This is a genomic window from Halocalculus aciditolerans, assembly GCF_014647475.1.
GTDB classification, from domain to species: Archaea; Halobacteriota; Halobacteria; order Halobacteriales; family Halobacteriaceae; genus Halocalculus; species Halocalculus aciditolerans.
In genome coordinates this window covers 62,265-86,534 of sequence record NZ_BMPG01000001.1, presented here as the reverse complement: position 1 = coordinate 86,534, position 24,270 = coordinate 62,265, and the positions used below count along the sequence as shown (strand labels likewise).

Below are 24,270 nucleotides of genomic sequence, written 5' to 3'. Positions count from 1 at the left end.
CGAGAAGCTACCGTCAATGCCCGACGGAATCTCGCCGGGGGACGTGTTGTTCGTCGGCGGCATGGTCGGCGCGCTCTTCTCGTTCGCGGCGGGACTGACGCACGTCGCCTCGGGCGGGAACTCACTCGTGGCGGGGCTGGTCTACGGTCTCGCCGCGCTCGGCGGCGTCGTCCTCGCCGTCGCCGCCGTCGTCGCCGCGGCGCTCTACGCCTCGTCATCGTCGTAGGCGGGGGGTCACAGAGCGGCGACGGACCGGAAACCGTAGATCAGTCCGCGTAGCTCGGGGGCTGGACGTCGTTTCGGTCGCGGATGTAGCCGACGGCGGCGTAGACGAAGGGGGTGTCGGCGAGGGCGAAGAGGAGTTTGGCGAGGTATTGGCCGGCGATGAGGGAGACGACCGCGCCGGTGGGCATCGCGCTGCCGGTGCCGAGGAGGGGCGGGGCGACGACGAAGGCGACGAGGGTGAAGACGATGGTGTCGAGGAGCTGGCTGGTACCAGTCGAGCCGATGTTGCGGAGCCAGAGGTGTGCGCCGTCGGTGCGGCGGCGGAGGGCGTGGAAGGCGAAGACGTCCCAGTTCTGGCTGACGAGGTAGCCGAGGAGGGAGCCGAGGACGATGGGGGTGGCGGAGAGGACGACGCCTTCGAAGTTCGCCGGGGCGGAGGCGGCGGGAGACTGCACGGTGACCCAGACGAGCGCGAGGAGGACGAAGTTCATCGCGAACCCGACGTTCACGGCGGTTCGGGCGACGCGGCGGCCGTAGAGCTCGCTCAGGCAGTCGGTCGCGAAGTAGGTGACGGCGTAGGCGAAGGTGCCGCCGGGGAAGACGAGCGCCGCGCCGACGACCGGAATCGTGAGCGGGAGCGCGAACGCGAGGAGCTTCGCGGAGATGAGTTGGGCGGTGACGAGCGCGGTGACGAAGAGGCCGACGAGCGCGATGAGCGACGTGTCGACGCCGGTGGTGTCGAGCGTGCCGACGCGGGTTTCGTCACTCGTCATCGTCGAGCCTCCCGTGGCGAGCGTCGATGTCGTCGAGGATGTCGAGGGTCTTGCGGAGGGACGAGCGGATGGCGTCGGAGCGGTTCACGAACTTCCCGTCGTCGCCGACGTGCGCGTCGAGGTCGTCGAGGAGCTCCTGCGGCACGTCCACGGATATCTTCGGCATACCCGAGTATTACCGAGGTATTAGTTAAGCGGTGCGTTCGCCGCCGACTCCACTCAGCTCGATGCGGCGTCAGCGCGTGCTCCGGGACGCGCGCGGGTCGTCGGAGCCGCCGCCGCCCTCGCGGCGGCCGCCGAGCGTGACGAGGTAGAGGACGCCGAGGCCGAGGAGGAACGCGCCGGCGAGCGGGAACGCGACGATGAACATCGTGTAGACGCTCTCCGGGGTGACGAGCGCGCCGACGACGAAGGAGCCGACGACGGCCACCCGCCAGCGCTCGTACATCGTGCGGAAGGAGAGGAGGTCGGAGAGGTAGAGGAGCCACATCGTGATGGGGACGTCGGCGAGCAGGCCGATGCCGGCGGTGGTGAGGAAGACGAGCCAGAGGAAGTTCGAGACGCGGTAGGTAATCTGCATCCCGGCCTGTTCGGCGTCGAAGACGAGCCAGGAGATGATGCCGGGCGCGATGTAGAGGTAGCCGACGACGCTGCCGACGACGAGCGCGCCGACGAGGCCGGTGAACCAGAGCGCGACGATGCGGCGGGGCGCGCGGATGACGCCGCGGTCTTCGAGCGCGGGCCACGCGAAGTAGAGGAAGACGGGGAGCGTCATGATGGCCGCGAAGAGCGCGGACACCTTCGCCATGAAGACGAGCGCCTCGACCGGGTGGAGGGTGACGACGTCGAGCGTCACGTCGCCGACGACCTGGGGCGGGAGGCGGGAGAGGAAGTTCCGCTTCAGGTCGCCGAGCGCGCCCGCGTAGAGCACGTAGAACGTCACCGCGAGCACGAGCATGAACCAGCCGACGAGCCAGATGGCGCGCGACCGGAGGCTGTCGAGGACGAACGCGATGTCGTAGTAGTATCCGCCGACGTCCTCTTCGGTCGTCTCCTCCTCCGTGAAGGGGTTGAGCATCCCCGCGCTCGTCCGGGTCAGGAGGTTCCCCTCGCCCTCGTCTTCTCCTTCCCCGGTTTCGTCTCCGTCCGTTTCGCCTGCCTCGTCGACAGCGTCTGAGGGGGTTTCGCCGGCGGCTTCGGCGGCTTCGCGCTCGGCTTCTTTCGCTTCTTCGGCCGAGTCGAAGCGGTCGAGGATGGCCTGGGCCTTCTCGGGCTGGTCGTCCTCCATCGCTTCGCCGGCGAGCCGGACGGCCTCGTCCTCGTCCATGGCGTAGAACCGCTCGTCGGGCGCGGCGCGGACGGCGTCGGCGTCAAGGATGGAGAGGTTGAGGTTTTCGGGGTCGCGGGCCTGCCCGCCGTAGACGGCGGCTTCCTGCGAAGCGGCGGCCTCGATTTCAACGTAGACGACGGCGAGGACGGCGACGACGAGGCCGAGAACACCGAAGCCCGCGCCGAGCACGAGGGGGTCGACGGCGGGGAGGGTGACGTCGGAGCCGGCCCAGGCGAGGAGGTCGTTCACGACCGGAATCGCGCCGTAGGCCGCGATGGCGTAGCCGAGCGCGCCGGCGACGACCGCGCCGCCGAGTTCGAAGTTCCAGCGGGACACGACGACGTCGACGAGGTCGAGGCGTTCGCTCCCGCGGCGCATCGTCGTCACGACCTTCGCGATGTAGAGGCTGAGGCCGTAGAGGATGAGGAGCGGCGCGGCCCACATAATCTGCGTGAAGGGGTCGGGCGGCGAGAAGAGCGCGCCGAAGGCGAAGATGGCGACGACCGCGTACTTCCAGTTGTCGCGGAAGGTCTCGTAGGGGACGACTTCGAAGTAGGAGAGGCCGCCCATGGCGAGCGGGAGCTGGGCGGCGAGCCCGAAGGAGAGCGCGAGCACGACGATGAAGTTCGTCCACATCACGATGCTGTACGTCGGTTTGAGGCTCGCGGAGACGGCGTTCGACGCGAGGAAGTCGAACATGATGGGGAAGAAGAGGAGGTAGGAGTACGCGACGCCGAGCGCGAAGAGCACGAGGCCGATCGCGCCGACGACGGCGGTCTTCCACCACGCGACCTCGACGTCGGGGAGCATGCCGCGTTCGACGAGCTGGTTGCGGGCGAAGTAGAGGAGGACGGGGAGGGCGACGAAGCCGCCGACGATCATCCCGATTTTCACCTGGAGGAGGATGACGTCGAACGGCGTCTGGAAGATGATGTCGATGGCGGGGTTCGTGACGAGGTCCGCTTTCAGGCGCGGCCAGATGTAGACGCGCATCGCGACGATGCCGGCGAAGAGTCCGACGACGAACGCGATGAAGACTTTCTGGAGGCGTTTCTGGACCGTGCGGAGCATCACGCCGGCCGTTTCCCGGCCCGAGTTCACGGCTCGGGCCGTGTCCTCGTCCAGGAAACGGTCGGAACTACTCATTGTACTTCGCGTAGCCGACTGTCGATTATCAATCTTCCCGTCGCCGGAGAGTAAAAAGCCTATAACGTGGCGGTGGCCTACACCAACCAGTAATGACCGGCGCGCCGGACGACCCGGACAGCGACTCCCGCGAGGGGGACCTGCGGTCAGCCATCGAGCGCGTCGACGACCCGTGGCCGGACCTCCCGTCCGCGGTTGAACGCATCGACGAGAGCGACGGCGTCGAAGCGGACGTGACGTCCGAACCCGAGAGCGACGAGGAGTACACCGTCTCCGAACCCGTCAGTCCCCTCGACGACGAGGACGGAGACGCGGACGACCCGAGCGCGGACACCGCCGCGGAGAGCGAGAGCGGCGACGAGACTACCGACGTCGACGAGGGGGGCGATGTCGGGGAGCGGGTCGACCACTGGCCGGAGCTGCCGTCGGCCGTCGAGCGCGTCGGCGGCGGGGGTTCGGCGGCCGGCGCTGGTGACGAGGCGTTTCCCGTCGTGCCGGAGGACCCGGAGACGCCGCCGGAGAACGAGCCGGTGATCGAGGAGCCACAGACCGCGCCCGACGACGAGGAACTCCCGCTCGCGGAGCACGTCGAGGAGATGGTGTTCCGGGCGGCCATCGTCGTCGGCGTCGCGGGCGCGATTAGCGTGCTCCTCTACCCGTTCGGCGACACGCTCATCAACGTCATCTGGGCGCAGGTGCTCCCGGGGTCCTCGGCGGGGATTCGCCCGCACCTCTACGCGCCGCTCGACCTCGTTATCACGCAGTTCAAGGTCGCGAGCCTCGCGGGCATCGTCGTCGCGCTCCCGGTCTTCGTCTACGAGACGTACGCGTTCATGCGGCCGGGGCTCTACCCGCACGAGCGGCGGTACTACCTCGCGGCGGTGCCGACGAGCCTCCTGCTCGCCGTCGTCGGCGTGCTGTTCGCGTTCTTCATCGTGCTCCCCGCCTCGTTCGCGTACCTCATCGGGTATTCGAGCGTCGTCGCGGACTCCGCGCTCGCGCTCACGTCGACGTTCAGCATGATTCTCATCGTGATGGGGTATCTCGCGCTCGTCTTCCAGCTCCCGCTCTTCATCATGCTCGCGATCATGATGAACCTCACCACGCGGGAGTGGCTGGAGTCCCGCCGCCTCCTCTTCTGGGGGGCGTTCGTCGGCGTCTCCTTCATGTTCACGAGCATCGACGTCTCCGGGGTGACGCCGGTCCTCGTCGCCGTGACGATGATTCTGCTCTTCGAGGGGACGCTCGCGCTCCTGCGGTGGACGGGGAACTAGGGAGAGCGGAAGGGGAAAACGCCTTGCCGGAGCGGGGAAACGAGAGAGGTATGGATGGACGCGACGGTTCGGATTCGCTCTCGCGGGCGGCGCGCGTGCTCGCCGGCCGCGAGGTCCACTGGACGCTCGTCGCGCTCTCGCTGCTCGTGCTCGCCGCGTTCCTCCCGGTCGGCCCGCTCCGACTACCGGGCTACCTCGTGCTCGCGGGGTTCGACGCGCCGCAGAACGCGTTCCTGCCGGGGCTCGGCGGCGCTGGCTACTGGGCGGGCGTCGCGACCTACCTCTATCTGGTGAGCCTCGTCGTCGGCGGCGTCCTCCGCGCGGTTCTGCGAGCGGTCGGCGGACGAGAGCGGCGCGTGAACCCGCGGACGAAGGGGCGACGGCGGCGCGCGCTGCCGTCGCCGGGGATGCTCGCGACGACGGCGAAGACGCTCGCCGGCCCGGAGGTCGTCGGCGTCTTCGTCGTCCTCTTCGGCCTCGGCTACGCCGGAGTGCGGGGCGTGCCGGTGTTCCGCGTCCCCGGCCAGTGGGCGCTCGCGTTGCTCGACTGGGGCGTCGTCGGCGCGACCGGGTCGACGCTCGCGCTCGCGTCGATGGCCGTCACCGCGTACGCGCTCGCCATCGGCATCGGGAACGCGATATTCCTGCTGCGGCGCTGACTGCGGGGAAGACGAACACTTCGACTATCCCGGTGATAGAGCGCGAACCGTTTTCCCCGTGGGAGGAGTAGAGGGGAGAGAACGAATGGAACTGGAGGCGATTCCGGGGGTGGGCGAGAAGACGGCGGCGGCGCTCCGCGAGCTCGACGACCCGGCCGGCGCGCTGGAACGCGAGGACGTCGCGGCGGTGGCGGGCGCGCCGGGCGTGAGCGAGGGGCGGGCGGCGCGCATCGTGCAGGGCGCGATTCGCGCGCGCCACGACGACCCCGGCGGCTTCCTGGCGACGGACCGGGCGCGCGAGATCTACGACGACGCCCTCGACCTCCTCAGAGAGCGGACGGTGACGGACTACGCGGCGAAGCGCGTGGAGACCTTCTACCCGAGCAGCGTGGATTCGCGCATCGAGGAGGTCCAGCAGTTCTCGGCGGGCGCGATGACGCGCGACCCCGACGACGCCGTGCTGGCGGCGCTCGAAGGCGTGCGGCCGCTCCGCCGACCGGGCGACGTTCGCGTTCGCGACCGGTGTCTGGCGACGAAGGACGCGGAGCGCTACGCGAAGGCCCGCGAGGCGTTCCCGGAGATGAGCGTCGAAGTCGTAGAGGACGCGCGCGGCCTCGCCGAACTCGCGCGGGGGTACTCGACGGTCGTCGCGATAGACGAGGCGTTCGCGGGCGTCGACGTCCAGGGCGACGTGCGCGTGGAACCGGGTGCGTTCGACGACCCGGCGAGCGTCGTTCCCGAACGCCCGCTGGCGTTCTTCGCGGCGAACCGGGAGCGCCTAGAGGCCGCCGTCGCCGTCCATCGCGCGGCGGGGATGGACGCGCCCTGCGACCTCGACGCGCTAGAGGCGGCGCTCGCGGACCTCGCGCCGGACGGGAGCGTCGTCGGCGACGACGAGCTCGACCGGCTCACGGACGCCGTCGACGACCTCGACGCCGCCGCCGGGATGGGCGAGAGCGCCGCGAACGACGCACTCAGGGAGGCCATCCGGGAGCGCGACGTCACCATCGAGGGCGCGGACCTCCTCTCGCTCGTCGAGCAGGGCGCGGGCGCGGACAGACTGCTCTCGCGCGAACTCGAAGAAGAGTACACGGCGGCCGTCGAGACGGCGCGGGAGACGATGGTGGACGCGCTCGACCTGAAACCCGAGGAGGCCGAGGTCGCACGCGACGCCTTCGACGACGACCCCACCTACCCCGTAGAGCGCGACGAGAACGCCGTCGCGCGCCTCCGCGAGAACCTCACCGCGGCGCGCGACCGCCGCGCCGCCCGGCGGAAACGCGAACTCGCCGACACGCTCGCCGACCTCCGCGCGCCCGCCGCCGAGCTCGTGCGGAACGCCTTAGAGCGCGACGTCGAACTCGCCGTCGCCCGCTTCGCCCGCGACTTCGACTGCGTCCTCCCCGACCGCGGCGGCGCGGGCTTCGACATCGACGCCGGCCGCTCCCCCCTCCTCGACGTCGACTTCGACGAGGTGGAACCCGTCGACTACGGCGTCGACGGCGTCGCCCTCCTCTCCGGTGTGAACTCCGGCGGGAAGACGAGCACGCTCGACCTCGTCGCGCTCGTCGTCGTCCTCGGCCACATGGGGCTGCCCGTCCCCGCCGAATCGGCGCGCGTTCCGGAAATCCGCGAGCTCCACTACTACGCGAAGTCGCAGGGGACGCTCGACGCCGGCGCGTTCGAAGCGACCCTCCGGGATTTCGCCGCGCTCACCGAGGGCGACCGCACCAGACTCGTCCTCGTCGACGAACTCGAATCCATCACCGAACCCGGCGCGTCCGCGAAAATCATCGCCGGCATCCTCGAAGAACTCCACGCGAGCGACGCGTCCGGCGTGTTCGTCAGCCACCTCGCCGGCGAGATACGGGACGCCGCCGACTACGACGTCGCCGTCGACGGCATCCGCGCCGTCGGCCTCGAAGACGGCGACCTCGTCGTCCAGCGCTCCCCCGAGAAAGACCTGCTTGCGCGCTCCACGCCCGAACTCATCGTCGAGAAACTCGCCACCGGCGAGGGCGACGCCGACCGCGGCGCGTTCTACGACCGACTCCTCGACAAATTCGAGGAAGCGTAGCTTCCTCGAGCAGGGAGGACCTCTGCTCCGACCAGGTTCGACGGAGCGCGAGGTTGCCGGGCGGCGACGAGCGGGGAGCCCGCGGAGGAGGTAGCGAGGGGAGTGAGTCGTGGCTTTGAGCCGAGAGCAGGTGTCGGAAGCGCGAGTCGAGTTCGGCTTCGTGACGGCGTCTCCGTCTCGGTTTCGTCATCCGTGGTGAACATCCCGCGAAGGCTTAAGTAGCGGCGTGGGCGTTGTTTAGGCGATGGCTGACGATCCCGAGGAGGGAATGCTGTCGTGGGACGAGACGGTCTTCCGCGACGAGCACGTCTTCGAGATCGACTACGTCCCGGAGGTGTTCCAGCATCGGGAGTCGCAGCTTCAGACCCTCCAGTACGCCCTCCGGCCGGCGGTCCGGGGGAACCGCCCGCTGAACGTGATGGTCCGGGGGCCGCCGGGGACGGGGAAGACGACGGCGGTGCAGAAGCTCTTCGGGGAGCTCGGCGGGCAGCGCGGGGTGCGGACGGTGCGCGTGAACTGTCAGGTGGATTCGACCAGATACGCGGTGTTCTCGCGGGTGTTCGAGTCCATCTTCGAGTACGAGCCGCCCGCGTCGGGGATCTCCTTCAAGAAGCTGTTCGGGCAGGTCGCCGACCACCTCGTCGAGGAGGAAGAAGTGCTGGTGGTGGCGTTGGACGACGTGAACTACCTCTTCTACGAGAACGAGGCGTCTGACGCCCTCTACTCGCTCTTGCGGGCGCACGAGGCGCATCCGGGCGCGAAGGTCGGGGTCATCGCGATCTCCTCCGACCTCGACCTCGACGTCATCGAGTCGCTCGACGGCCGCGTCCAGTCCGTGTTCCGCCCCGAGGAAGCCTACTTCAACCGGTACGGCCACGACGAACTCCGGGACATCCTCGCGCAACGCGTGAAAGTCGGGTTCCGCGAGGGCGCAGTCCCCTCGGACGTCCTCAACCAGGTGACGTCCGTGACGGTGAACGCGGGCGACGTCCGCGTCGGCATCGACCTCCTCCGCCGCGCCGGCCTGCACGCGGAGAGCCGCGCGAGCAAGACCGTCGAATCGGAAGACGTCGAGGCGATGAGCGAGGAAGCGCGCCACATCCACCTCGCCCGCCGCATCGACGGCCTGAACGACACCGAGCGGTCGCTCCTCCGCGTCATCGTCGACCACGACGGGAAGCGCGCCGGCGACGTCTACGAGGCCTTCAGCGACGAGACCGGCCTCGGCTACACCCGCTACACGGAGATCGTGAACAAACTCGACCAGCTCGAACTCATCGACGCCGACTACGAACAGCTCGAAGGCCGCGGGCGCTCGCGGACCCTCCGCCTCGCTTACGACGCCGACGCCGTCCGCGAACGACTCTGAGCAGAGCGGGATTCTCACCGAGACAGCATCGTGAAGCGGCCGCTATCCGGCGTGAAAGAACGAGAGAGATGGATTGATCCGCGGACGCTCACGGGCCTTCGGCCCGTTCGCGTTCCCGCGGTTCTCGCGCGAGTGACGTGTCGCGCTGGCTCGCGTGTCGCTCTGCTCGCCGCTCGCCTTCTCGCGGTTCTCAGTCGCTCGCTTCGCTCGCTCCTTCCGAACCGCGTTACTCTCCGCTGCCGGTCTCGATGGGGGCGTCGACGAGGTTGCCCCATTCGGTCCACGAGCCGTCGTAGTTGGTGACGTCGTCGTAGCCGAGGAGTTCGTGGAGCGCGAACCACGCGATGGAGGAGCGCTCGCCGATGCGGCAGTAGGCGACGACCTCCTGGTCGTTCGTCACGCCTTCGGCCTCGTAGAGGTCCGCGAGGTCCTCCTTGGACTTGAAGCGGCCGTCGTCCTGGACGGTCGCGGCCCAGGAGACGTTCTTCGCGCCGGGGACGTGGCCGCCGCGCTGCGCGGTCTCCTGCAGTCCGGGGGGCGCGAGGATCTCGCCGCTGTACTCCTCGGGCGAGCGGACGTCGACGAGCGGAACGCCGCGGTCGACGGCCTTCTCGACGTCGTCGCGGTACGCGCGGATGCCCTCGAAGGGCCCGCGAGCGGTGTAGTTCACGCTCGAGTACTCGGGGACCTCGTCGGTGGTCTCGTAGCCCTCTTCGAGCCAGTAGTCGCGACCGCCGTCGAGGAGTTTGACGTCTTCGTGGCCGTAGTACTTGAACTGCCAGTAGGTGTAGGCGGCGAACCAGTTGGAGTTGTCGCCGTAGAGGACGACGGTGGAGTCCTCGCTGATGCCGTGTTCGCCGAGGAGCGCTTCGAAGTCCTGCTTCTCGAGGATGTCGCGCTGCGTCTGGTCCTGGAGCTGGGTCTCCCAGTTGAACCCGATGGCACCGGGGGCGTGGGCTTCGTCGTAGGCTTCGGTGTCGACGTCGACCTCGACGAGGCGGAGGTCGTCGTCGTCGCTCGCGAAGTCGTCGAGTCGGGCTTCCACCCAGTCGGCGCTCACGAGTACGTCGTTCGCGTAGTCGTCTTCGACCATATGCGGGTTCTCGTGCGGCGCTCCCTTAGTTCCCCCCTACCCGGGCAGGACTCCCCGACGGTCTCCTCTCCCGGAAACGATTGCCGGGAGTGGCGCGGGCCACTCGCGGAGAGCGAACCGACGGCGGCCGGAGTCAGCAATTTCCGCCGCTATCTCGGACCGCGGACAGGTGGCGCGTGGTTCCCGAGAGTTTAGCCGCGGCGGAACGAAGCGCGTGTATGGACGAAGACGTCGTCGTCTCCGCGGAGTGGCTCGCCGCTCACCGCGACGACCCGGACGTGGTCGTCGTGGACGTGCGAGACAACTGGGAGTACGACGGAATCGGGCACGTACCGGGCGCGGTGAACATCCCGTTCGACGCGTTCCGGGCAGTAGACGCCGACGGCGAGGGCGGCGAGGGGATGCTCCCGGACCCGGATGAGTGGCGGGCGCTCCTCGAATCGCGGGGCGTCGAGCCGTCGGATACGCTGGTGGCGTACGACGACACGCACGGCGTGTTCGCGGCGCGCTTCCTCGTGACGGCGCTCGTGATGGGACACGAGCGAGAGGGAGAACTCCGGTTCCTCGACGGCGATTACTCGGCGTGGACGCGCGAGCATCCGGTGGAGTCGGGGTCGGTCGAGGTGGAGGAGTCGGTCTACGAGGTGGAGCGGCCGGCGGAGACGCCGCTGGTGGACGTGGCGGCGGTGGCGGCGGCGGTCGAGTCGGGCGCGGTCGTGGTGGACACGCGGTCGCCGGAGGAGTACGCGGAGGGCCACGTGCCGGGCGCGGTGAACCTCGACTGGCGCGAGCTCGTCGACGAGGAGTCGCGCGGGCTGAAACCGCGCGAGGCCGTCGAGGCGGTGCTGGCGTCGAAGGGCGTGGAGCGCGGCGAGGAAATCGTCCTCTACTGTAACACGGCGCGGCGCATCAGTCACACCTACGTCGTTCTGCGGTGGCTGGGCTTCGAGGACGTCGCGTTCTTCGAGGGGAGTATGACGGCGTGGGAGGCGGCGGGGCGGCCGACCGAGCGGAACTAAGAGCTAGGAGAGCGTCCGCTGGGCGGTGTTTTCGGCGGCGAGGAGCTGGGCGGCTTCGGCGGCGAGCGCGACGACGAGCGGGCCGGCGATGATGCCGACGGGGCCGACGGTGAGGAGGCCGCCGACGAATCCGATGTAGTAGAGGCTGCCGGGGAGGTGGGCGGTGCGGCGGGAGAGGCGGGGGCGGACGAGGACGTCGGGGAGCCAGGCGACGAGGACGCCGGCGGCGACGAGGAGGACGACCGCGCCGGTCGTGTCGCCGATGGTGAGTTTCCAGACGGCGAGCGCGCCGACGAGGAGGCTCGGGCCGACGATGGGGAGGAACTGGAGGATGCCGGCGACGAGGGCGAGCGTGAACGGGAAGGGGTAGCCGAGGAGGAGGAAGACGGGGAGGGCGAGGGCGACGGTGGCGGCGGCGGTGGCGGCCTGGAGGACGTAGATGGAGTAGAGAGTGGCGCGCGCGCGGTCGCTGAACCGGCGGACGAGGTCGTGGTAGCGGGCCGGAACGGGGGCGATGAAGGCGGCGGTGGCGTCGTCGTGGTGCATGACGAGCGCGAAGATGAGGATGGCGAAGAGCGTGAGTTTGAGTGAGAGGACGGGGAGGGCTCTCGCGACGTCGAAGGCGAGGTTGGCGACGGCGGCGACGATGTCCGCGCGGAACGGCGTGAGGTCGACCGTGTAGGTGAACCCGGAGACGGCGATGGTGAGCTCGCGGGGGATGGCTTGCGCGAGGTCGACGAAGAGGTCGCGGCGGAGGTAGACGAGGCCCGCGAGCACGGTGAGCGGGACGAGCGTGCCGACGAACGCGAGCACGGACGTCGCGGCGGACGCCCACCACGGCGGGAGGCCGCGGTCGTGGAACCACTCGTAGACGGGAATGAGGAGGGCGGCGACGGTGACGGCGAAGAACACGGTCGCGAGGACGTCCGCGAGGATGGCCGCGGCGAGGCCGAGGACGGCGACGAGGACGCCGGTCGTGACGGTGCGGCGAGATGGCACGCTCGTGGCTTGCGCGGGTCAGGGCTTGAACGTTCGGGGTGCGCGGGTGGATAGTGTTCAGGGGAGCAGATTCAGACAGGTGAGACGGAGAGAGGTCGACGTTTCCGAAAGCACCCCCGCGTTGTCCGGGCGACCCGTGCGTCGTCACCAGAACGCGGAGCGTTCTGGTCGGCTCACGAGAACTCCGTTCTCGTGAACGGCTCGGCTCACGACCGCTCGCCCCCGTTCGAATTTCCACCCGCGGGCGGCTGACCGGCCGGCTTTCGCTTAGCTGAACACCGCCGCGCGGGCGACGGCGACCCGCGAAATCGGGGTGTGGAGGCCGGCTTCTGATTCCGCGGATTGAAGTATCACCGAGTGCGATTACCGGGTAATGTCACGGGTGGGCGGGCGGTGAAGGCGCGGACGTGGCGGCTCGCGGTCGGCCTCCCCATCGCCGCGGCGCTCGTCGTCTTCTTCTACTACCCCGTCGGCGCGCTCCTCGCGTCCGCGGTCGCGCCCGAGGACGGCCCGCTCCTCGCGCCGGTCGTCGGCGTCCTCACCGACCCCTTCTACGTCGGCGCGCTCGCCGGCGCGTTCGCCGACCCGCTCGGCGTGCCCGCCGGCCTGCGCGCGTGGGCGAACGCCGGCTTCCCCCCGGTCGCCTTCGGTATCTTCGGGCGCACCGTCACTATCGCGACGCTCGGCACGCTCGCCTCCGTCGCGCTCGGCCTCCCCATCGCCTACGTCCTCGCGCGCTACGAGTTCCCCGGCCGCGACGTCGCCACCTCCCTCACCGTCGTCCCCTTCGTCCTCCCCGCCATCCTCGTCGCCGTCGGCTTCACCGCCTCCTTCGGCACGCACGGCACCATCAACGCGCTCCTCGCCGCCGCCGGCCTTCCGACGCTCGACCTCGCGTTCACCCTCCCGCTCGTCGTCCTCGCGCTCGCCTTCTACAACGCCCCGCTCATCACGCGCTTCGTCCTCGCCGCGTACGAGACCGCCGACTACCGAACCGTCGCCGTCGCCCGCACCCTCGGCGCGAACCGACGCCGCGCCGCCCTCGACGCCCTCCTCCCCCAGCTCGCCCCCGCGTTCGGCGCGAGCGTCCTCCTCGCCTTCATTTTTAACTTCATGGCGTTCCCCATCGTCCTCGCGCTCGGCGGCCTGCGGCTCGCCACCGTCGAAGTCTGGCTCTACGCGCTCGCGAACAACCTCAAGCTCACCGAGGCCGCCGGTCTCGCCGTCGTCGAAGCCGTCGTCACTCTCTCGCTCACCTACGTCTACATCCGCTACGAGCGCGGGCAGTCGGCGGGCTCGGCGGGCAGCCCGCCGCCGCGCCGCCGCGTCCTCGGTCGCCCCGACCGCGGCCGCCTCGCCGTCGGCGTCGTCGCCGTCGCCGCCCTCGTCATGTTCGTCCTCCCGATGGCGAGCATGGTGTACGCGAGCGTCCGCGGCGCGGGCGGGTTCACGCTCTCGAACTACGCCTTCCTCGCCAGCCAGACCGCCGGCCCGGGACGTACCGACCCCGCGACGGCGGTCGTGAACTCCCTCCTCTTCGCCGTCGGAGCCGCCGCCGTCGCGCTCCCCGCCGGCACCGCCGTCGCGCTCGTCACCGAACGCGAGGGGAGGGGACGCGGCGTCCTCGGCGCGGTCCTCATGGCCCCGCTCGCCGTCTCCGGCGTCATCGTCGGCCTCGGCCTCCTCCGCACCCTCGTCTTCGGCGTCGACGTCGCCGGCTCCCGCGTCGTCGTCGCCGGCCCGCTCGCCATCGTCCTCGCGCACGCCGTCGGCGGCTACCCCTTCGTCGCCCGCACCGTCGCCCCCGCCATCGCCCGCGTGGACGACCGCACGCTCGAAGTCGCCCGCACCCTCGGCGCGGGGCGGATGCGAGCCTTCCGTGACGTCGCCCTCCCCGTCGTCCTCCCCGCGCTCGTCGCCGGCGCGGCGTTCGCGTTCGCCATCAGCATCGGCGAGTTCGACGCCACCATCATCCTCACGCAGGATCCCGGCAGCTACACGATGCCCATCGCCGTCGAGCAGTACCTCGGGAACCGCAGCACCGGCCCCGACCTCGGCCCCGCCACCGCCATGGGCACCGTCCTCCTCGTCGTCTCCGCCGCCAGCTTCCTCGTCGTCGAACGGCTCGGCGGTCGTATCGAACTCTAAGCGCCTCCAAGCGAAACGAAGGGGTGTTCGTCGGAGTTCCTCCGGAAGGCCGTATTCGATTCCACCGGCTCTTAACGGCTATAACGCGATAGTTCGCACAGTCCATCCGGCGGTTCGACTGGAAGTTCCCGGGTGAGATTCGGTGAGCGCGATAGCGCGGAGATAGAGGTGTCGAAAGCGCGGTGTCGTCGGGTTCGCGTCGCGTTATTCGGGGGCGACGCCGACGGTGAGGAGCGTGCCGAGGACGCGGTAGCGTTCGACCATGTCCTCGCGGGTGTCGTAATGCTCGGTCGGGAACTCGGACGCGGGGGGGATTTCGACGTCGCGGTCCGCGAGGTTGTCCTGTTCGGCGACGTAGAAGCCGGCGTCGCGGAAGCCGTCGCGGTACTCCTGCTTGCTCCAGAGCGTCATGTCGACCTCGATGGTGTCCTGCCAGCCGTGGCTGTACGTGTTCTCCTCGAAGAAGTCGACGGCGCAGTAGAACGTCCCGCCCGGCCGGAGGACGCGGCGGAGTTCTTCCAGCGTCTCGATGGGGTCGTCCGAGTAGTAGAACGCCTCCATCGAGAAGGCGTGGTCGATGCTGTCGTCCGCGAACGGGAGGCTCCCGAAGTCGCCGACGACGAAGCCGACGTTCCCGTCGTCCGTGTAGGAACGGGCGTTCCGCGCCATCTCGGGCGCGCCGTCGAGACCGTACGCCCGTCCGACGTCGCGCTCGCGGAGCGCGCGGGTCGCGTACCCGCTCCCCGTCCCGAGGTCGAGGACCGTGTCGCCCGCTTCGACCGGCATCCGGGCGAGCGCCTGCTTCGCCGTGTGCCAGTGGCGGTCCTCCATCCCCTTATCGCGGCCCTCGGCCGCCCACGCGTCGAACTCTTCGCGAACACTCATACACGGGCGAACGAGTGTGGCGGGGAAAACGATTCTCCTCTCCGCCCGCCGGACGTCGACGTCGGCCAGCCGGTTGCCGTCGGCCTACCGGTCCCCGTCGGCCTACCGGTCCCCGTCGGCCTACCGGTTACCGCGGCGGTCTCAACGACGCAAGCGTGTGGCGACCGCGGCGGCTGTCGCCGATTCCGTCCGGTTCTCCCCGGGAACCCCGCAGGATTAAGTCGCCCGCGGCGGTGCAGAACGTATGGAGTACCGGCTGGCCATCGAGGGTGCGCCGGACGCGGTTCCCGGGGGGACCGCCGTCCTGCTCCGCCACCCGAGCACGGCCGAGACGGACCGCATCGACACGGACTTCCTGAAGACCGACACCGACGCGCTCCTCGTTATCTCGACGCGGACGACGGCCCGGGAAGTCGAACAGAAGCTCGACCACTACGGCGTCGCCACGCTCGGCGGCGACGACGGCCCGAAAGCCACTATTCTCGACACGCTCTCGGTCGAGCGCGGCTACTCGCGGCGGAACGGCGACGGCGTGCGCTACGTCTCCCGACCCGAGGACGTCGACGGCATCGTCCAAGTAACAGAGGACTTCCTCGCGAACACAGACGGAAAGCGCCGCGTGAGCTTCGACTCCATCACGGAGCTCGCGTACTACGCCGACGAGGAGCGCGCGACCGACGCGCTCGCGCGTATCGTCGACCTCCTGGAGGAGTACGACGCGGTCGGCCTCTTCCACGTCTCCGAGGAAGTCCACGACGAGGCCGCGCTCGACGCGTTCGAGGCGCTCTGCTCGGGCGTCGTCGAACTCAGCGCGGACGGCGAAATCACCGTCCGCTGTAACGACTGACTAGTCGTTCTCGAAGAGTTTCGCCGCCCAGCGGACGGCGTAGGCCGCGCCGTGGTTCCGGTAGGCGATGGAGTCGAGCGCGCCGAACGGCGTCGGCACGTCGAGGCCGTGTTTCACGCCGCTGCACGCGAGTTCCGCGGCGTCGCTGAACCCCGTCGAGCCGCGCGCGACCTCGCGGGCGAGGCCGTCGAGGCGCGGCTGGACGCGCTCGCCGGCGTCCCGCCACGCCTCGGCGAGCACCGGGTAGTCGCTCTCCGCCGCCCACGATTCGAAGACGTCGCGGGTGTGGAGGCCGCGGTAGGCGTCGAGGCAGGCGGCGGCGAGCTGGTACGTGTCAGTGGCGTCGCCGGGGACGGCGTCCGCGAAGTCCGGGTACTGCTCGCGGAAGAACCCGAGGAAGTGCTCGGGGAGGCCCGCGCCGGCTTCCACGAGCGCCTCCGCGACGAGGAACGCCACGAATCCCTCCGGCGACCCCTGCACGCGGGGTTTGACGAGTATCACGGGCGGCGTGGTCTGCGTCGTCCACGCGACGCTCCCGTCGCCGGGCGCGCCGATAGTGAGCTCGCGGGTGGCGAGCCGGTCGAGGAACGCCGGCCCCTCGTCGGGGACCCAGTCGGGGTCGTAGTCGGCGGGGTCGAGCGCGTCGGTGCGGAGCGCGAGCTCGTCGAGCGCCGGCTCCGGGAGCGCTTCGAAGTCTTTCGTCGCGTCGAGGACGAGGGCGTCCGGCGCGTGCGCGTCGCGGACGGCCTCGACCTCGGGGTGGAGTGTTCGCTCGTCGAACACCCTCAGACGGCGACCATCAGGAAGAGGCTTGCTACGGCGGCGACGCCGACGGTTCCGAGCACAATCTTCGTTGCCTTGCTCATAGCAGGGTGTGTGCACGCGGACGCCTTAAACCCGGGCCGTTCGCGGTCGCCGGCGGCGGGCGAGCAAGGCGTGGCGGGAACGGTGGGCGGCGGCGCGGAAGACGGCGTCAGTCAGTGGTCGTCGGAGGCACGGGCGGCGTCAGTCAGTGGTCGTCGGAGGCAGGGTCGAGGTCAGTCGGCGGTCGGGGTCGCGCCGACGTGTTTCCACGCGCCGGAGGCGAACCGCGCGAAGTTCACGGCCGCGCGAGCGTACATGTCGCCGACGATAGCGGCGTAGACGGCGGCGAGTCCGAGGCCGAGGCCGGGCGCGACGGCGACGCGTGGGAGCGGGCCGAGGGGGCCGGCGGCGACGACGAAGCCGACGGGGAGCGCGAGGAAGGCGAGCGGGAGGCGGACGACGTAGGTGCCGAGGACGCCGCCGTAGAACGGCCAGCGGGTGTCGCCCGCGCCGCGGAGGCCGCCGCGGAGCGTGCGGGAGACGCTGAACCCGGCGACGCCGAGGCCGAAGACGCGGATGAACGTCACGGTGAGGTCGGCGTTCGCCGCCCCGAACACCGCGGCGATGGGACGCGCGAGCACGAAGATGACCGCGGCGACGAGGAGCTGGGTGACGAGCGCGATTCGGAGCGTCTGCCAGCCGTAGTCGGCGGCCTCCTCGTCTCGCTCCGCGCCGACGGCCTGCCCGACGAGCGTCGACGCGGCGGTCGAATACCCCCAGGCCGGCATCAACGCGAGTAGCATGACGCGCCGACCGATGGCGTACGCCGCGACGACGTCCGTCCCGATGACGCCGAGCACGAAGAGGAAGGGGAAGCGGCCGAACGTCCGTGACAGCCGCGTGCCCGCGAGCGGGAGCGCGACGCGGACGAGTTCCGCCGCCACCGCCGTATCCCACTGCTTCCCGCGGACGGGGAGGGTCACGCTCCAGCGCCCCGAGAGGAGGATGCCGAGGAACGCGAGGCCCGCGACGGCGTTCGCCACCGTCGTCCCGATAGCCGCGCCCGCGATGCCGAGTCGCGGGAAGAAGAAGAGCCCGAAGATGAGGAGGGCGTTCAGGAGGAGGTTCGTCGGGAGCGTGACGAGCCGGACGTACATCGGCGTCTTCGTGTCGCCCGCCCCCGCGAGCGCGCGAGCCGCGATCATGCTCCAGAACCGGAAGACCGCGGAGAGCATCACGATGCGGAGGTAGGTCGCGCCCTGTCGCACCGTCGCCGGGTCCGGGGTGAGCAGGCCGACGAGCGGCGTCGCGTACACCCACGTCGCGGCCGTCAGCGGCAGGGAGACGAGGAGCGCGAGCCAGAGGCTCTGCTTGATGGCGAAGTCCGCCGCGGCGTCGTCGCCCGCGCCCTTCAGCCGCGACACGACGCTGATAGTGCCCGAGGTGAGCGCGAGCGCCAGCCCGAACGCGATGAAGTAGTACTGGAAGCCGAGTTCGAGGCCCGCCACCGCCGACGTCCCCGCCGCCAGCGACACCATCAGGAAATCCGACGTCCGCAGCACCGTCCGGAGACCGCCCGTCACCATCGCCGGCACCGCGAGGTCGAACGCCTCGTCCGCCTTCTCTCGCTCCACGAGACCGAGACGCGCCAGCACCGCCGGGAACCGCGCGAGCACCCGTCGGACGCGTTCGCTCAGCGCGTCGAACATACCACCGGGTAAACGCGGGCGTCCTTAGGGTACTCCGACTCCGGCAACCCGCGCGAGAAGACAACGTCGCCCGCGCGTCGAGCGACAGAGAGAGGGACTGCTCGCCGGCCGCGTCACTCGTCTTTGTCGTCCCAGCCGTCCGGGACTTCGATGACGTAGCGACCGTTCTGCTGGAGCGCGATGATGTACTCGTCGCGGTCGTAGAGCTCCATGAGGTTGAGCTCGTACTGCCCGGGCGCGAGCACCTTGATGGATTCGAACTGCGCATTGAGCTCCTCGCGGATCTGCTCCATCTCCGCGGCGTCCGGCTCCGAGTCCTCGACGGACGACTCAACGGAAGGCCCGACGGGCGACCCGACGAGGCCGCCGGTGCCGGCGTCCTCGCTCGCCGTATCGTCGAGCTGCCCGCGGAGCGACGCCATGTCCGGCGCGTCCGACTCGGGCTCGGCGTCCGCGGCCTCCGCGTCCGGCGCGGTTTCGGCGGCAGCGGCGTCGGCGTCCGCCGGCCGCTGTTCCTGTTTCGGGAGGTCGTCGTCGCGAACCATCTCGCTGCGCGCGCTCGCCTGTGCGACGTCCTCGCGGTCGCCGGACTCGTCGAGGAGCTGTTCGGCCTTGCTCGGCGCGTCCGCCGCCGCGGGCCGTGCCGGCGCGGCGTCCTCGGCCGGTTCGTCCGCCGACGCCGCCTCGTCGCGCTTCGAGGACGCGGGACGGAACTGGAACTTCTTCCCGCCGCAGTCCGGACACCCCGAGAGCATCTCCTTCGAACCGTCGGGGAAGACGTGACCGCAGTTCGTGCACTCGTGAGGCATTAGCGGTTCGAGATGATCGTGCTGAGCACCGTGTCGTCCTTGTGGAGCGACTGAATCTGGTTCGCCGGCCCGATGACGGTCATCTTCGTCTCCTCCTCCTTCCCCATGAGGCGGCCGAAGAGCGTGGAGTCCTGGGCTTTCGACGTCGGGAACGACTCGATCTCGATGCCCGTGAAGCCGTCGGGGTTAATCTCCGACATCGTGACCTCGATGAGCTTCGACTCCTCGTCCGGCGTGAGGCCTTTTTCGAGGACGACGATATCGCCGTTGTGGACGGTGTCGAGGATGAGGCGGATCTTCTCCATCGTCGTCTTGTTCTCGAGTTTCTCCGCCCTGATGAGGTCGAGTTGCACGCCCTCGTTCTGTTTCGTTGATTCGGCCATCGTGATCACCCGAATTTCTCCGCGATGCGGTCGTAGACTTCGTCCATATTGCTGCCTTCGAGCGCCGAGAGGGAGATGGTCTCGTGTTGGGGGAACGCGTTCCGGATGCGCTGGATGTTGGAGTCCTCCAAGTCCGTCTTGTTCGCGAGGATGAGGACGGGGAGGTCCTGGCTCTCGATGATGCCGATGAGCATCGTGTTCACCTGCGTGAACGGGTCGGTCGTCGAGTCGAGGACGTAGATGACGCCGTCGACGTCCTCGCGCAGCCAGTGCATCGCTTCCGCGACGCCCTCCGTCGCTTCCCGGGAGCGCTTCACGGCTTCGTCTTTCTCCATCCCGTGGTCGAGGAACTCCTCGTAGTCGACCTTCGTCGTCACGCCCGGCGTGTCGACGATGTCGATGGAGACCGTCGACCCGTCGCGTTCGATCTCGACGTTCTCCTTGCGGCGCGCTCGCCGCGTCTCGTGCGGGACGTGGCTCTCCGGACCGATCGCGTCGCCGGTCCAGTCGCGCGCGATGCGATTGGCGAGCGTCGTCTTCCCGGCGTTCGGCGGGCCGTAGATGCCGATTCGTTTCGGTTCGTCGGACTCACCGGTGAAGAGCCGCGACGTTACATTCGTCACACTCGATCGAAGATCTGCGAGCAGTCCCATCCTTTTCACTCCAATACGCACCCACGTCGTGGTAAGCCTGTCGCAGGCGCGTACGTTGGTTGCGATAGAACCAGCGGGCGACCTTAAGGCTTTGTCAGACGTTCGCGACCGATACGCCACCACACCCATCGATCCACGTCAAGGCGCAACGGCGGCGTCGATCCACGTCAAGGCGCAACGTCGGCGTCGAGGCCCGCTCTCCCCGGGCGAGCTGTCCGGCGCGGCGGAGATCGCGATTGACCGAGTGGGCGGATGAGGTGGGAGGAAGTGATGAAACGGTTCGGAGAAGGATTGAGAGGAGAAAGCGGGGCGGGCGTCGTCGAGAGGAAGCCGGGGGGTCGTCGTCGGATGGGCGAGCGAGCGAGAATGAGAGTGGTCGTGCTAGGCGTGAACACGGCCGCTGGTGGTCGATGCGAGCGAGAGGGCCGGCAAGACCGGGACACCCCCACCCCTTCGTTTCGGGTGGAAACGGCCACGAGGGACCCCCCGCCCCGACAGGAGAACCCCGGCAGCCCGCGAGAGTTGTAATTGTACAGCCAAGAACGCCCTCTAGAAATCTCATCTAGTTCTAGTACGGGTTTGGTTGCGTTGGTTACTACTTAGGTGTTTCCTGTCTAGAGTGGTTTCGTAATCCCCACCCGTCGCCTGTCTCCGTTCCAGTTGAAACGAAGGGGTGTGGGGGTACGCCCCGCCCCGACCCCATACCCATCCGTTTCATGTGGAACTCCGAATCAACCGATCTCCCCCCTACCGTCACTAGTTCTCCGAGAGCCGTTCCACTCGAAACGCTCGCCCGTCGACGAACGAAACCGCGTCGAATCGTCCTCCGTCCGCCGGAATTCGTACTAGTACATCTCTAGGGTATGCGGGGTCGACTTCTAGTCCACTAGTAGGCCTGAACGGCTCCGAACCCGTCCCACCGATGTCGCGACTGACCGGTCCGACGGGGAGCCGGTCGCGCCCGCGGTCCTCGGCCCGCCGCACTTTCCCCTCTGTTCGACTCGAGGACGCCCCGACGACGATCCCACGTGCACTCGTGTACTCATCCCTCGCTCATTCTCTCACTTTGCTTACCTCGCTCTGTCCGTCACGAACGCTTCCGCCCCGTGTGAGCTCTTTCGACGTTCCGCTTTCCACGTGAAACCGCCACCCGTCGGTCGGCGTCGTTCAGTCGTCGGTGGCTCCGTCGTCGCTAGCCCACCGCTCGCGCGCGTAGCGGCCGTCGCTCCTCGCCCGACCGTTCGACCATCGAAACTTATTTGTCTCTCCCGTTTCCTTTGTTTCTCCTGCATCAACTGCACCGCCCGTCGCTCGTGGCCGGTCGAAACGCCGTATCTCGGCGTTCTCGACCCGTTCTGCGACCCGTGGAGGTCACTCCAGTCGAAACAGGGGGGTGCGCCACTCAGCTATGGCAGACGATAACCCGACGGGAGACAGGCGGACCGCAGACCGCTCCTTCGAGGTCGAGATCGACGACGTCCTCGAGGAGGACGAAGGCGACGGGCTCTTCGACGACCTCCTCAGCGGTGAGCCGATCTTCGAGAACAAGGAGGTCCTCCGGCCGTCCTACACCCCGCACGAACTCCCCCACCGTAACGAGCAGATCAACAACATGGCGACCATCCTGGTCGCCGCGCTCCGCGGGGAGACGCCGTCGAACATCCTCATCTACGGGAAGACGGGGACGGGGAAGACGGCGTCGGCGAAGTACGTCAGTCAGGAGTTAGAGAACACCTCACGAAAGTACGACGTCCCCTGTGAGGTCGAGTACATCAACTGCGAGGTGACGGACACCCAGTACCGGGTGCTCGCGCAGCTCGCGAACACCTTCATCGACCAGAACCGCGAGTTCATCCGCGAGCGCGTCGAGGAACTCGAAGGCCTCCGCGAGCGCGCGCTCGACGACACAGACGCCCTCGACGATACGGATTTCTCGAGCGTGCGCGAAGTCGAGAACGCCATCGAGCAGCGGGAGGAGGACAGAGCGGAGATGGAGGAAGTCCCGATGACGGGGTGGCCGACCGACCGCGTTTATTCCGTGTTCTTCGAGGCCGTCGACTACGTCGAGCGGGTCGCCGTCATCATGCTCGACGAGATCGACAAACTCGTCGAGAAATCCGGCGACGACACGCTCTACAACCTCTCCCGGATGAACTCGGAGCTCACCAACTCCCGCGTTTCCATTATCGGTATCAGTAACGACCTGAAGTTCACGGATTTCCTCGACCCGCGCGTGAAATCCTCGCTCGGCGAGGAGGAGATCGTCTTCCCGCCGTACGACGCGAACCAGCTCCGGGACATCCTCCAGCACCGCTCGGAGACGGCGTTCAAGGCGGACGCGCTCTCCGACGACGTCATCCCGCTCTGTGCGGCGTTCGCGGCGCAAGAACACGGGGACGCCCGCCGGGCGCTCGACCTCCTCCGCACCGCGGGCGAGCTCGCAGAGCGCGACCAGGCGGACGAGGTGAACGAAGAGCACGTCCGCCGCGCACAGGACAAGATCGAACTCGACCGCGTCGTCGAAGTCGTCCGGACGCTCCCGACGCAGTCGAAACTCGTCCTCTACGCCATCATGATGCTGGAGGACAACGGCGTCCACAACATCAACACCGGCGAGGTCTACAACATCTACAAACGCCTCTGCGACGAGATCGACGCCGACGTCCTGACCCAGCGCCGCGTCACCGACCTCATCAGCGAACTCGACATGCTCGGCATCGTGAACGCCGTCGTCGTCTCCAAGGGCCGCTACGGCCGCACGAAGGAGATCAGCCTCTCTGTCCCGATTGACGAGACGGAGGCCGTCCTCCAGGCCGACTCCCGGCTCGGCGACATCGAGAACGTCGCCCCGTTCGTCCAAGCGCGCTTCGACTCAGAGTGACTCGCTGACTGCTTCTCGCCGCGGAGAGTGACCCGCCGACTGCTTCTCGCCGCGGACCCTCTCGCGCGCACGACCCCCCTGTTTCCACTGGAGCCTTCGAACCGCCGACACGCCACGCGGTCCGAGCCACCCGCGAACGCGCTCCCCTGCGTGCGCGCAGGAGAAACCGGGGGGTTCCCGCGACGCACCGGCAGACGCGGACTCGATGCCCCGACTCAACTCACGCCGCGCTCGGCGTTCCAGGACGGCTCGACGCCGAACGCGGCGCTCCGACCCCCTCCTCGGCCGTCGTTTCGGATGCACTCACCGGTGACACGGTCGCGGTCGGCATCGTCGCGGCCGCTGTTGTCGTTGTCGCCGGTATGTTCTCGACTGCGGTCGCGTTCGAGGCGGTCGCGTTCGAGGCGGTCGCGTTCGTCGACGTCACGCCGGTGGTGGCGGTCGCCGGGTCGACGACGTGGCCGGCGTCGAGGAGAGCGAGGGTCGGGCTCTGGCCGGAGGCGATGAGGCGGATCCAGCCGAGCCACGGGACGCGGAACTCGGCGGTGCCCTGTATCCACGTCGGGTGGACGGGCTTACTGATCCCCCAGACCTGGTCGTAGAGGGGGTTCGCGTCGCCTTTGGTGACGAACCCGCTGTTGGGGGCGGGGCAGTTCGGGAGTTCCTCGCAGTTGTCCCACGCGGGGTCGAGGTAGGCTGGGTCGGCTTTCCCGTACCAGTTCTCGCTCTCGTTCACCCAGAAGCGCGCGCGGTGGATGACGGGCGTGGAGTTGTTCCGGCCGTCGCGTTCGTAGACGACGACGTCGCCGTAGCTGTGGAACTTCGTGTAGCCCACGTCTTTCCCGTCGGTGTAGGTGACGACGCCGGTGTCGGTGTAGGCGGCGTCGGGCGCGAAGCGGTGTTCCTCCATCACGAAGACGAGGTCGCCCTTCTTCAGGTGCGGGTCCATGCTGCCGGATTCGACGGCGACGAGCGGCGGCCAGAGGCCGGACGCCGCGAAGAGGACGAGGCCGACAAGCGCGACGGCGAGCGCGCTGGACAGCATCTCGCGGAAGAAGAGCACGACGCCGTTGTCCGTGCGGAGGAACCAACTGATGGCGGCCCGCGGGCCGTCGCGCGGGTCGGGGGTGTCGCCATCTCTCATTACGCCGATGCTATGGGGACCGGGGGTTTGAACCTTCTTGCTT

The 24,270-nt window shown here is 68.8% G+C and carries 22 protein-coding genes; 9 read left to right on the top strand and 13 right to left on the bottom strand.

What is annotated here, in order from left to right; all coding sequences use genetic code 11:
* Positions 1–16 precede the first annotated feature (16 nt).
* Entirely contained in the window at positions 17–226 is a 210-nt protein-coding gene (locus tag IEY26_RS00415; protein WP_188974715.1) for a hypothetical protein, read from the top strand.
* 40 nt (positions 227–266) lie between these two features.
* Here IEY26_RS00415 and IEY26_RS00410 read toward each other — a convergent pair whose 3' ends face one another.
* The 3 genes from IEY26_RS00410 to IEY26_RS00400 form a co-directional block, all read right to left on the bottom strand.
* Positions 267–998, bottom strand: coding sequence for a queuosine precursor transporter (locus tag IEY26_RS00410; protein ID WP_188974713.1), 732 nt, complete (start codon positions 996–998; stop codon positions 267–269).
* Positions 988–1,164 carry a ribbon-helix-helix domain-containing protein gene (locus IEY26_RS00405; RefSeq protein WP_188974711.1) on the bottom strand — a complete coding sequence of 59 codons (177 nt, stop codon included), beginning with the start codon at positions 1,162–1,164 and terminating at the stop codon, positions 988–990. Before IEY26_RS00405 ends, IEY26_RS00410 begins: the two co-directional genes overlap by 11 nt.
* Positions 1,165–1,233: 69 nt before the next feature.
* Entirely contained in the window at positions 1,234–3,474 is a 2,241-nt protein-coding gene (locus IEY26_RS00400) for a twin-arginine translocase subunit TatC (RefSeq protein ID WP_188974709.1), read from the bottom strand.
* A gap of 92 nt (positions 3,475–3,566) precedes the next feature.
* Here IEY26_RS00400 and tatC point away from each other — a divergent pair, with 92 nt between their 5' ends.
* The 4 genes from tatC to IEY26_RS00380 all read left to right on the top strand — a co-directional run bounded on the left by tatC (position 3,567) and on the right by IEY26_RS00380 (position 8,853).
* Positions 3,567–4,748 carry a twin-arginine translocase subunit TatC gene (gene tatC / locus IEY26_RS00395; RefSeq protein WP_188974707.1) on the top strand — a complete coding sequence of 394 codons (1,182 nt, stop codon included), beginning with the start codon at positions 3,567–3,569 and terminating at the stop codon, positions 4,746–4,748.
* Positions 4,749–4,798: 50 nt separating this feature from the next.
* On the top strand, positions 4,799–5,407 hold the full coding sequence (locus IEY26_RS00390) for a hypothetical protein (RefSeq protein ID WP_188974705.1): 609 nt from the start codon (positions 4,799–4,801) through the stop codon (positions 5,405–5,407).
* Positions 5,408–5,492: 85 nt separating this feature from the next.
* Positions 5,493–7,484, top strand: coding sequence for a MutS-related protein (locus tag IEY26_RS00385; RefSeq protein WP_188974703.1), 1,992 nt, complete (start codon positions 5,493–5,495; stop codon positions 7,482–7,484).
* A gap of 244 nt (positions 7,485–7,728) precedes the next feature.
* The gene (locus IEY26_RS00380) at positions 7,729–8,853 is read left to right on the top strand and encodes an ORC1-type DNA replication protein (RefSeq protein ID WP_188974701.1); all 1,125 of its coding nucleotides are present in this window, start codon (positions 7,729–7,731) and stop codon (positions 8,851–8,853) included.
* 226 nt (positions 8,854–9,079) lie between these two features.
* Here the strand turns inward: IEY26_RS00380 and IEY26_RS00375 are convergent, their stop codons facing one another.
* On the bottom strand, positions 9,080–9,946 hold the full coding sequence (locus tag IEY26_RS00375) for a sulfurtransferase (RefSeq protein WP_188974700.1): 867 nt from the start codon (positions 9,944–9,946) through the stop codon (positions 9,080–9,082).
* Between the two features lie 218 nt (positions 9,947–10,164).
* Between IEY26_RS00375 and IEY26_RS00370 the strand changes: the two genes are divergently transcribed.
* Positions 10,165–10,965 carry a sulfurtransferase gene (locus IEY26_RS00370; RefSeq protein ID WP_188974698.1) on the top strand — a complete coding sequence of 267 codons (801 nt, stop codon included), beginning with the start codon at positions 10,165–10,167 and terminating at the stop codon, positions 10,963–10,965.
* A 3-nt stretch (positions 10,966–10,968) separates the two neighbouring features.
* Here the strand turns inward: IEY26_RS00370 and IEY26_RS00365 are convergent, their stop codons facing one another.
* The gene (locus IEY26_RS00365) at positions 10,969–11,964 is read right to left on the bottom strand and encodes an AI-2E family transporter (protein WP_188974696.1); all 996 of its coding nucleotides are present in this window, start codon (positions 11,962–11,964) and stop codon (positions 10,969–10,971) included.
* Positions 11,965–12,357: 393 nt separating this feature from the next.
* Between IEY26_RS00365 and IEY26_RS00360 the strand changes: the two genes are divergently transcribed.
* Positions 12,358–14,112: an ABC transporter permease gene (locus IEY26_RS00360; RefSeq protein ID WP_188974694.1), complete on the top strand. Its 1,755-nt coding sequence runs from the start codon at positions 12,358–12,360 to the stop codon at positions 14,110–14,112.
* 204 nt (positions 14,113–14,316) lie between these two features.
* Here IEY26_RS00360 and IEY26_RS00355 read toward each other — a convergent pair whose 3' ends face one another.
* Positions 14,317–14,997 (bottom strand): class I SAM-dependent methyltransferase, encoded by a 681-nt coding sequence (locus IEY26_RS00355; protein WP_188974692.1) that lies wholly within the window; start codon positions 14,995–14,997, stop codon positions 14,317–14,319.
* Positions 14,998–15,241: 244 nt separating this feature from the next.
* Between IEY26_RS00355 and IEY26_RS00350 the strand changes: the two genes are divergently transcribed.
* On the top strand, positions 15,242–15,844 hold the full coding sequence (locus tag IEY26_RS00350; protein WP_188974690.1) for a DUF7090 family protein: 603 nt from the start codon (positions 15,242–15,244) through the stop codon (positions 15,842–15,844).
* Here the strand turns inward: IEY26_RS00350 and IEY26_RS00345 are convergent, their stop codons facing one another.
* The 6 genes from IEY26_RS00345 to IEY26_RS00325 all read right to left on the bottom strand — a co-directional run bounded on the left by IEY26_RS00345 (position 15,845) and on the right by IEY26_RS00325 (position 20,202).
* Complete coding sequence (locus tag IEY26_RS00345) at positions 15,845–16,627, bottom strand: DUF7089 family protein (protein WP_188974688.1); 783 nt, start codon at positions 16,625–16,627, stop codon at positions 15,845–15,847.
* 2 nt (positions 16,628–16,629) lie between these two features.
* On the bottom strand, positions 16,630–16,710 hold the full coding sequence (locus IEY26_RS17820; protein WP_449405265.1) for a hypothetical protein: 81 nt from the start codon (positions 16,708–16,710) through the stop codon (positions 16,630–16,632).
* Between the two features lie 171 nt (positions 16,711–16,881).
* Positions 16,882–18,357 carry an MATE family efflux transporter gene (locus IEY26_RS00340; RefSeq protein WP_188974686.1) on the bottom strand — a complete coding sequence of 492 codons (1,476 nt, stop codon included), beginning with the start codon at positions 18,355–18,357 and terminating at the stop codon, positions 16,882–16,884.
* Between the two features lie 113 nt (positions 18,358–18,470).
* A complete protein-coding gene (locus tag IEY26_RS00335) occupies positions 18,471–19,166 on the bottom strand; it encodes an OapC/ArvC family zinc-ribbon domain-containing protein (RefSeq protein ID WP_188974684.1) in 696 nt (231 codons plus the stop codon).
* The gene (locus tag IEY26_RS00330; RefSeq protein WP_188974681.1) at positions 19,166–19,549 is read right to left on the bottom strand and encodes a DUF2073 domain-containing protein; all 384 of its coding nucleotides are present in this window, start codon (positions 19,547–19,549) and stop codon (positions 19,166–19,168) included. The genes IEY26_RS00335 and IEY26_RS00330 overlap by 1 nt, the downstream gene beginning before the upstream one ends.
* 5 nt (positions 19,550–19,554) lie before the next feature.
* Positions 19,555–20,202, bottom strand: coding sequence for a GTP-binding protein (locus IEY26_RS00325; RefSeq protein ID WP_188974679.1), 648 nt, complete (start codon positions 20,200–20,202; stop codon positions 19,555–19,557).
* 1,408 nt (positions 20,203–21,610) lie between these two features.
* On the opposite strand from IEY26_RS00325, the gene IEY26_RS00320 reads away from it, so the two are divergent.
* Positions 21,611–23,083, top strand: a complete 1,473-nt coding sequence (locus IEY26_RS00320; RefSeq protein ID WP_188974677.1) for a Cdc6/Cdc18 family protein — start codon at positions 21,611–21,613, stop codon at positions 23,081–23,083.
* 220 nt (positions 23,084–23,303) lie between these two features.
* Here IEY26_RS00320 and IEY26_RS00315 read toward each other — a convergent pair whose 3' ends face one another.
* Positions 23,304–24,227, bottom strand: a complete 924-nt coding sequence (locus IEY26_RS00315) for a S26 family signal peptidase (protein ID WP_188974675.1) — start codon at positions 24,225–24,227, stop codon at positions 23,304–23,306.
* Positions 24,228–24,270: the final 43 nt, after the last annotated feature.

Bases quoted from the DNA above. Each gene is read 5' to 3' on its own strand.
- IEY26_RS00370 (WP_188974698.1), top strand. From the start codon at position 10,165: ATGGACGAAGACGTCGTCGTCTCCGCGGAGTGGCTCGCCGCTCACCGC.
- IEY26_RS00415 (WP_188974715.1), top strand. From the start codon at position 17: ATGCCCGACGGAATCTCGCCGGGGGACGTGTTGTTCGTCGGCGGCATG.
- IEY26_RS00320 (WP_188974677.1), top strand. From the start codon at position 21,611: ATGGCAGACGATAACCCGACGGGAGACAGGCGGACCGCAGACCGCTCC.
- IEY26_RS00355 (WP_188974692.1), bottom strand. From the start codon at position 14,997: ATGAGTGTTCGCGAAGAGTTCGACGCGTGGGCGGCCGAGGGCCGCGAT.
- IEY26_RS00340 (WP_188974686.1), bottom strand. From the start codon at position 18,357: ATGTTCGACGCGCTGAGCGAACGCGTCCGACGGGTGCTCGCGCGGTTC.
- IEY26_RS00315 (WP_188974675.1), bottom strand. From the start codon at position 24,227: ATGAGAGATGGCGACACCCCCGACCCGCGCGACGGCCCGCGGGCCGCC.
- IEY26_RS00350 (WP_188974690.1), top strand. From the start codon at position 15,242: ATGGAGTACCGGCTGGCCATCGAGGGTGCGCCGGACGCGGTTCCCGGG.
- IEY26_RS00380 (WP_188974701.1), top strand. From the start codon at position 7,729: ATGGCTGACGATCCCGAGGAGGGAATGCTGTCGTGGGACGAGACGGTC.
- IEY26_RS00330 (WP_188974681.1), bottom strand. From the start codon at position 19,549: ATGGCCGAATCAACGAAACAGAACGAGGGCGTGCAACTCGACCTCATC.
- IEY26_RS00385 (WP_188974703.1), top strand. From the start codon at position 5,493: ATGGAACTGGAGGCGATTCCGGGGGTGGGCGAGAAGACGGCGGCGGCG.
- IEY26_RS00375 (WP_188974700.1), bottom strand. From the start codon at position 9,946: ATGGTCGAAGACGACTACGCGAACGACGTACTCGTGAGCGCCGACTGG.
- IEY26_RS00410 (WP_188974713.1), bottom strand. From the start codon at position 998: ATGACGAGTGACGAAACCCGCGTCGGCACGCTCGACACCACCGGCGTC.
- IEY26_RS00390 (WP_188974705.1), top strand. From the start codon at position 4,799: ATGGATGGACGCGACGGTTCGGATTCGCTCTCGCGGGCGGCGCGCGTG.
- tatC (WP_188974707.1), top strand. From the start codon at position 3,567: ATGACCGGCGCGCCGGACGACCCGGACAGCGACTCCCGCGAGGGGGAC.
- IEY26_RS00335 (WP_188974684.1), bottom strand. From the start codon at position 19,166: ATGCCTCACGAGTGCACGAACTGCGGTCACGTCTTCCCCGACGGTTCG.
- IEY26_RS00400 (WP_188974709.1), bottom strand. From the start codon at position 3,474: ATGAGTAGTTCCGACCGTTTCCTGGACGAGGACACGGCCCGAGCCGTG.
- IEY26_RS00405 (WP_188974711.1), bottom strand. From the start codon at position 1,164: ATGCCGAAGATATCCGTGGACGTGCCGCAGGAGCTCCTCGACGACCTC.
- IEY26_RS17820 (WP_449405265.1), bottom strand. From the start codon at position 16,710: ATGAGCAAGGCAACGAAGATTGTGCTCGGAACCGTCGGCGTCGCCGCC.
- IEY26_RS00325 (WP_188974679.1), bottom strand. From the start codon at position 20,202: ATGGGACTGCTCGCAGATCTTCGATCGAGTGTGACGAATGTAACGTCG.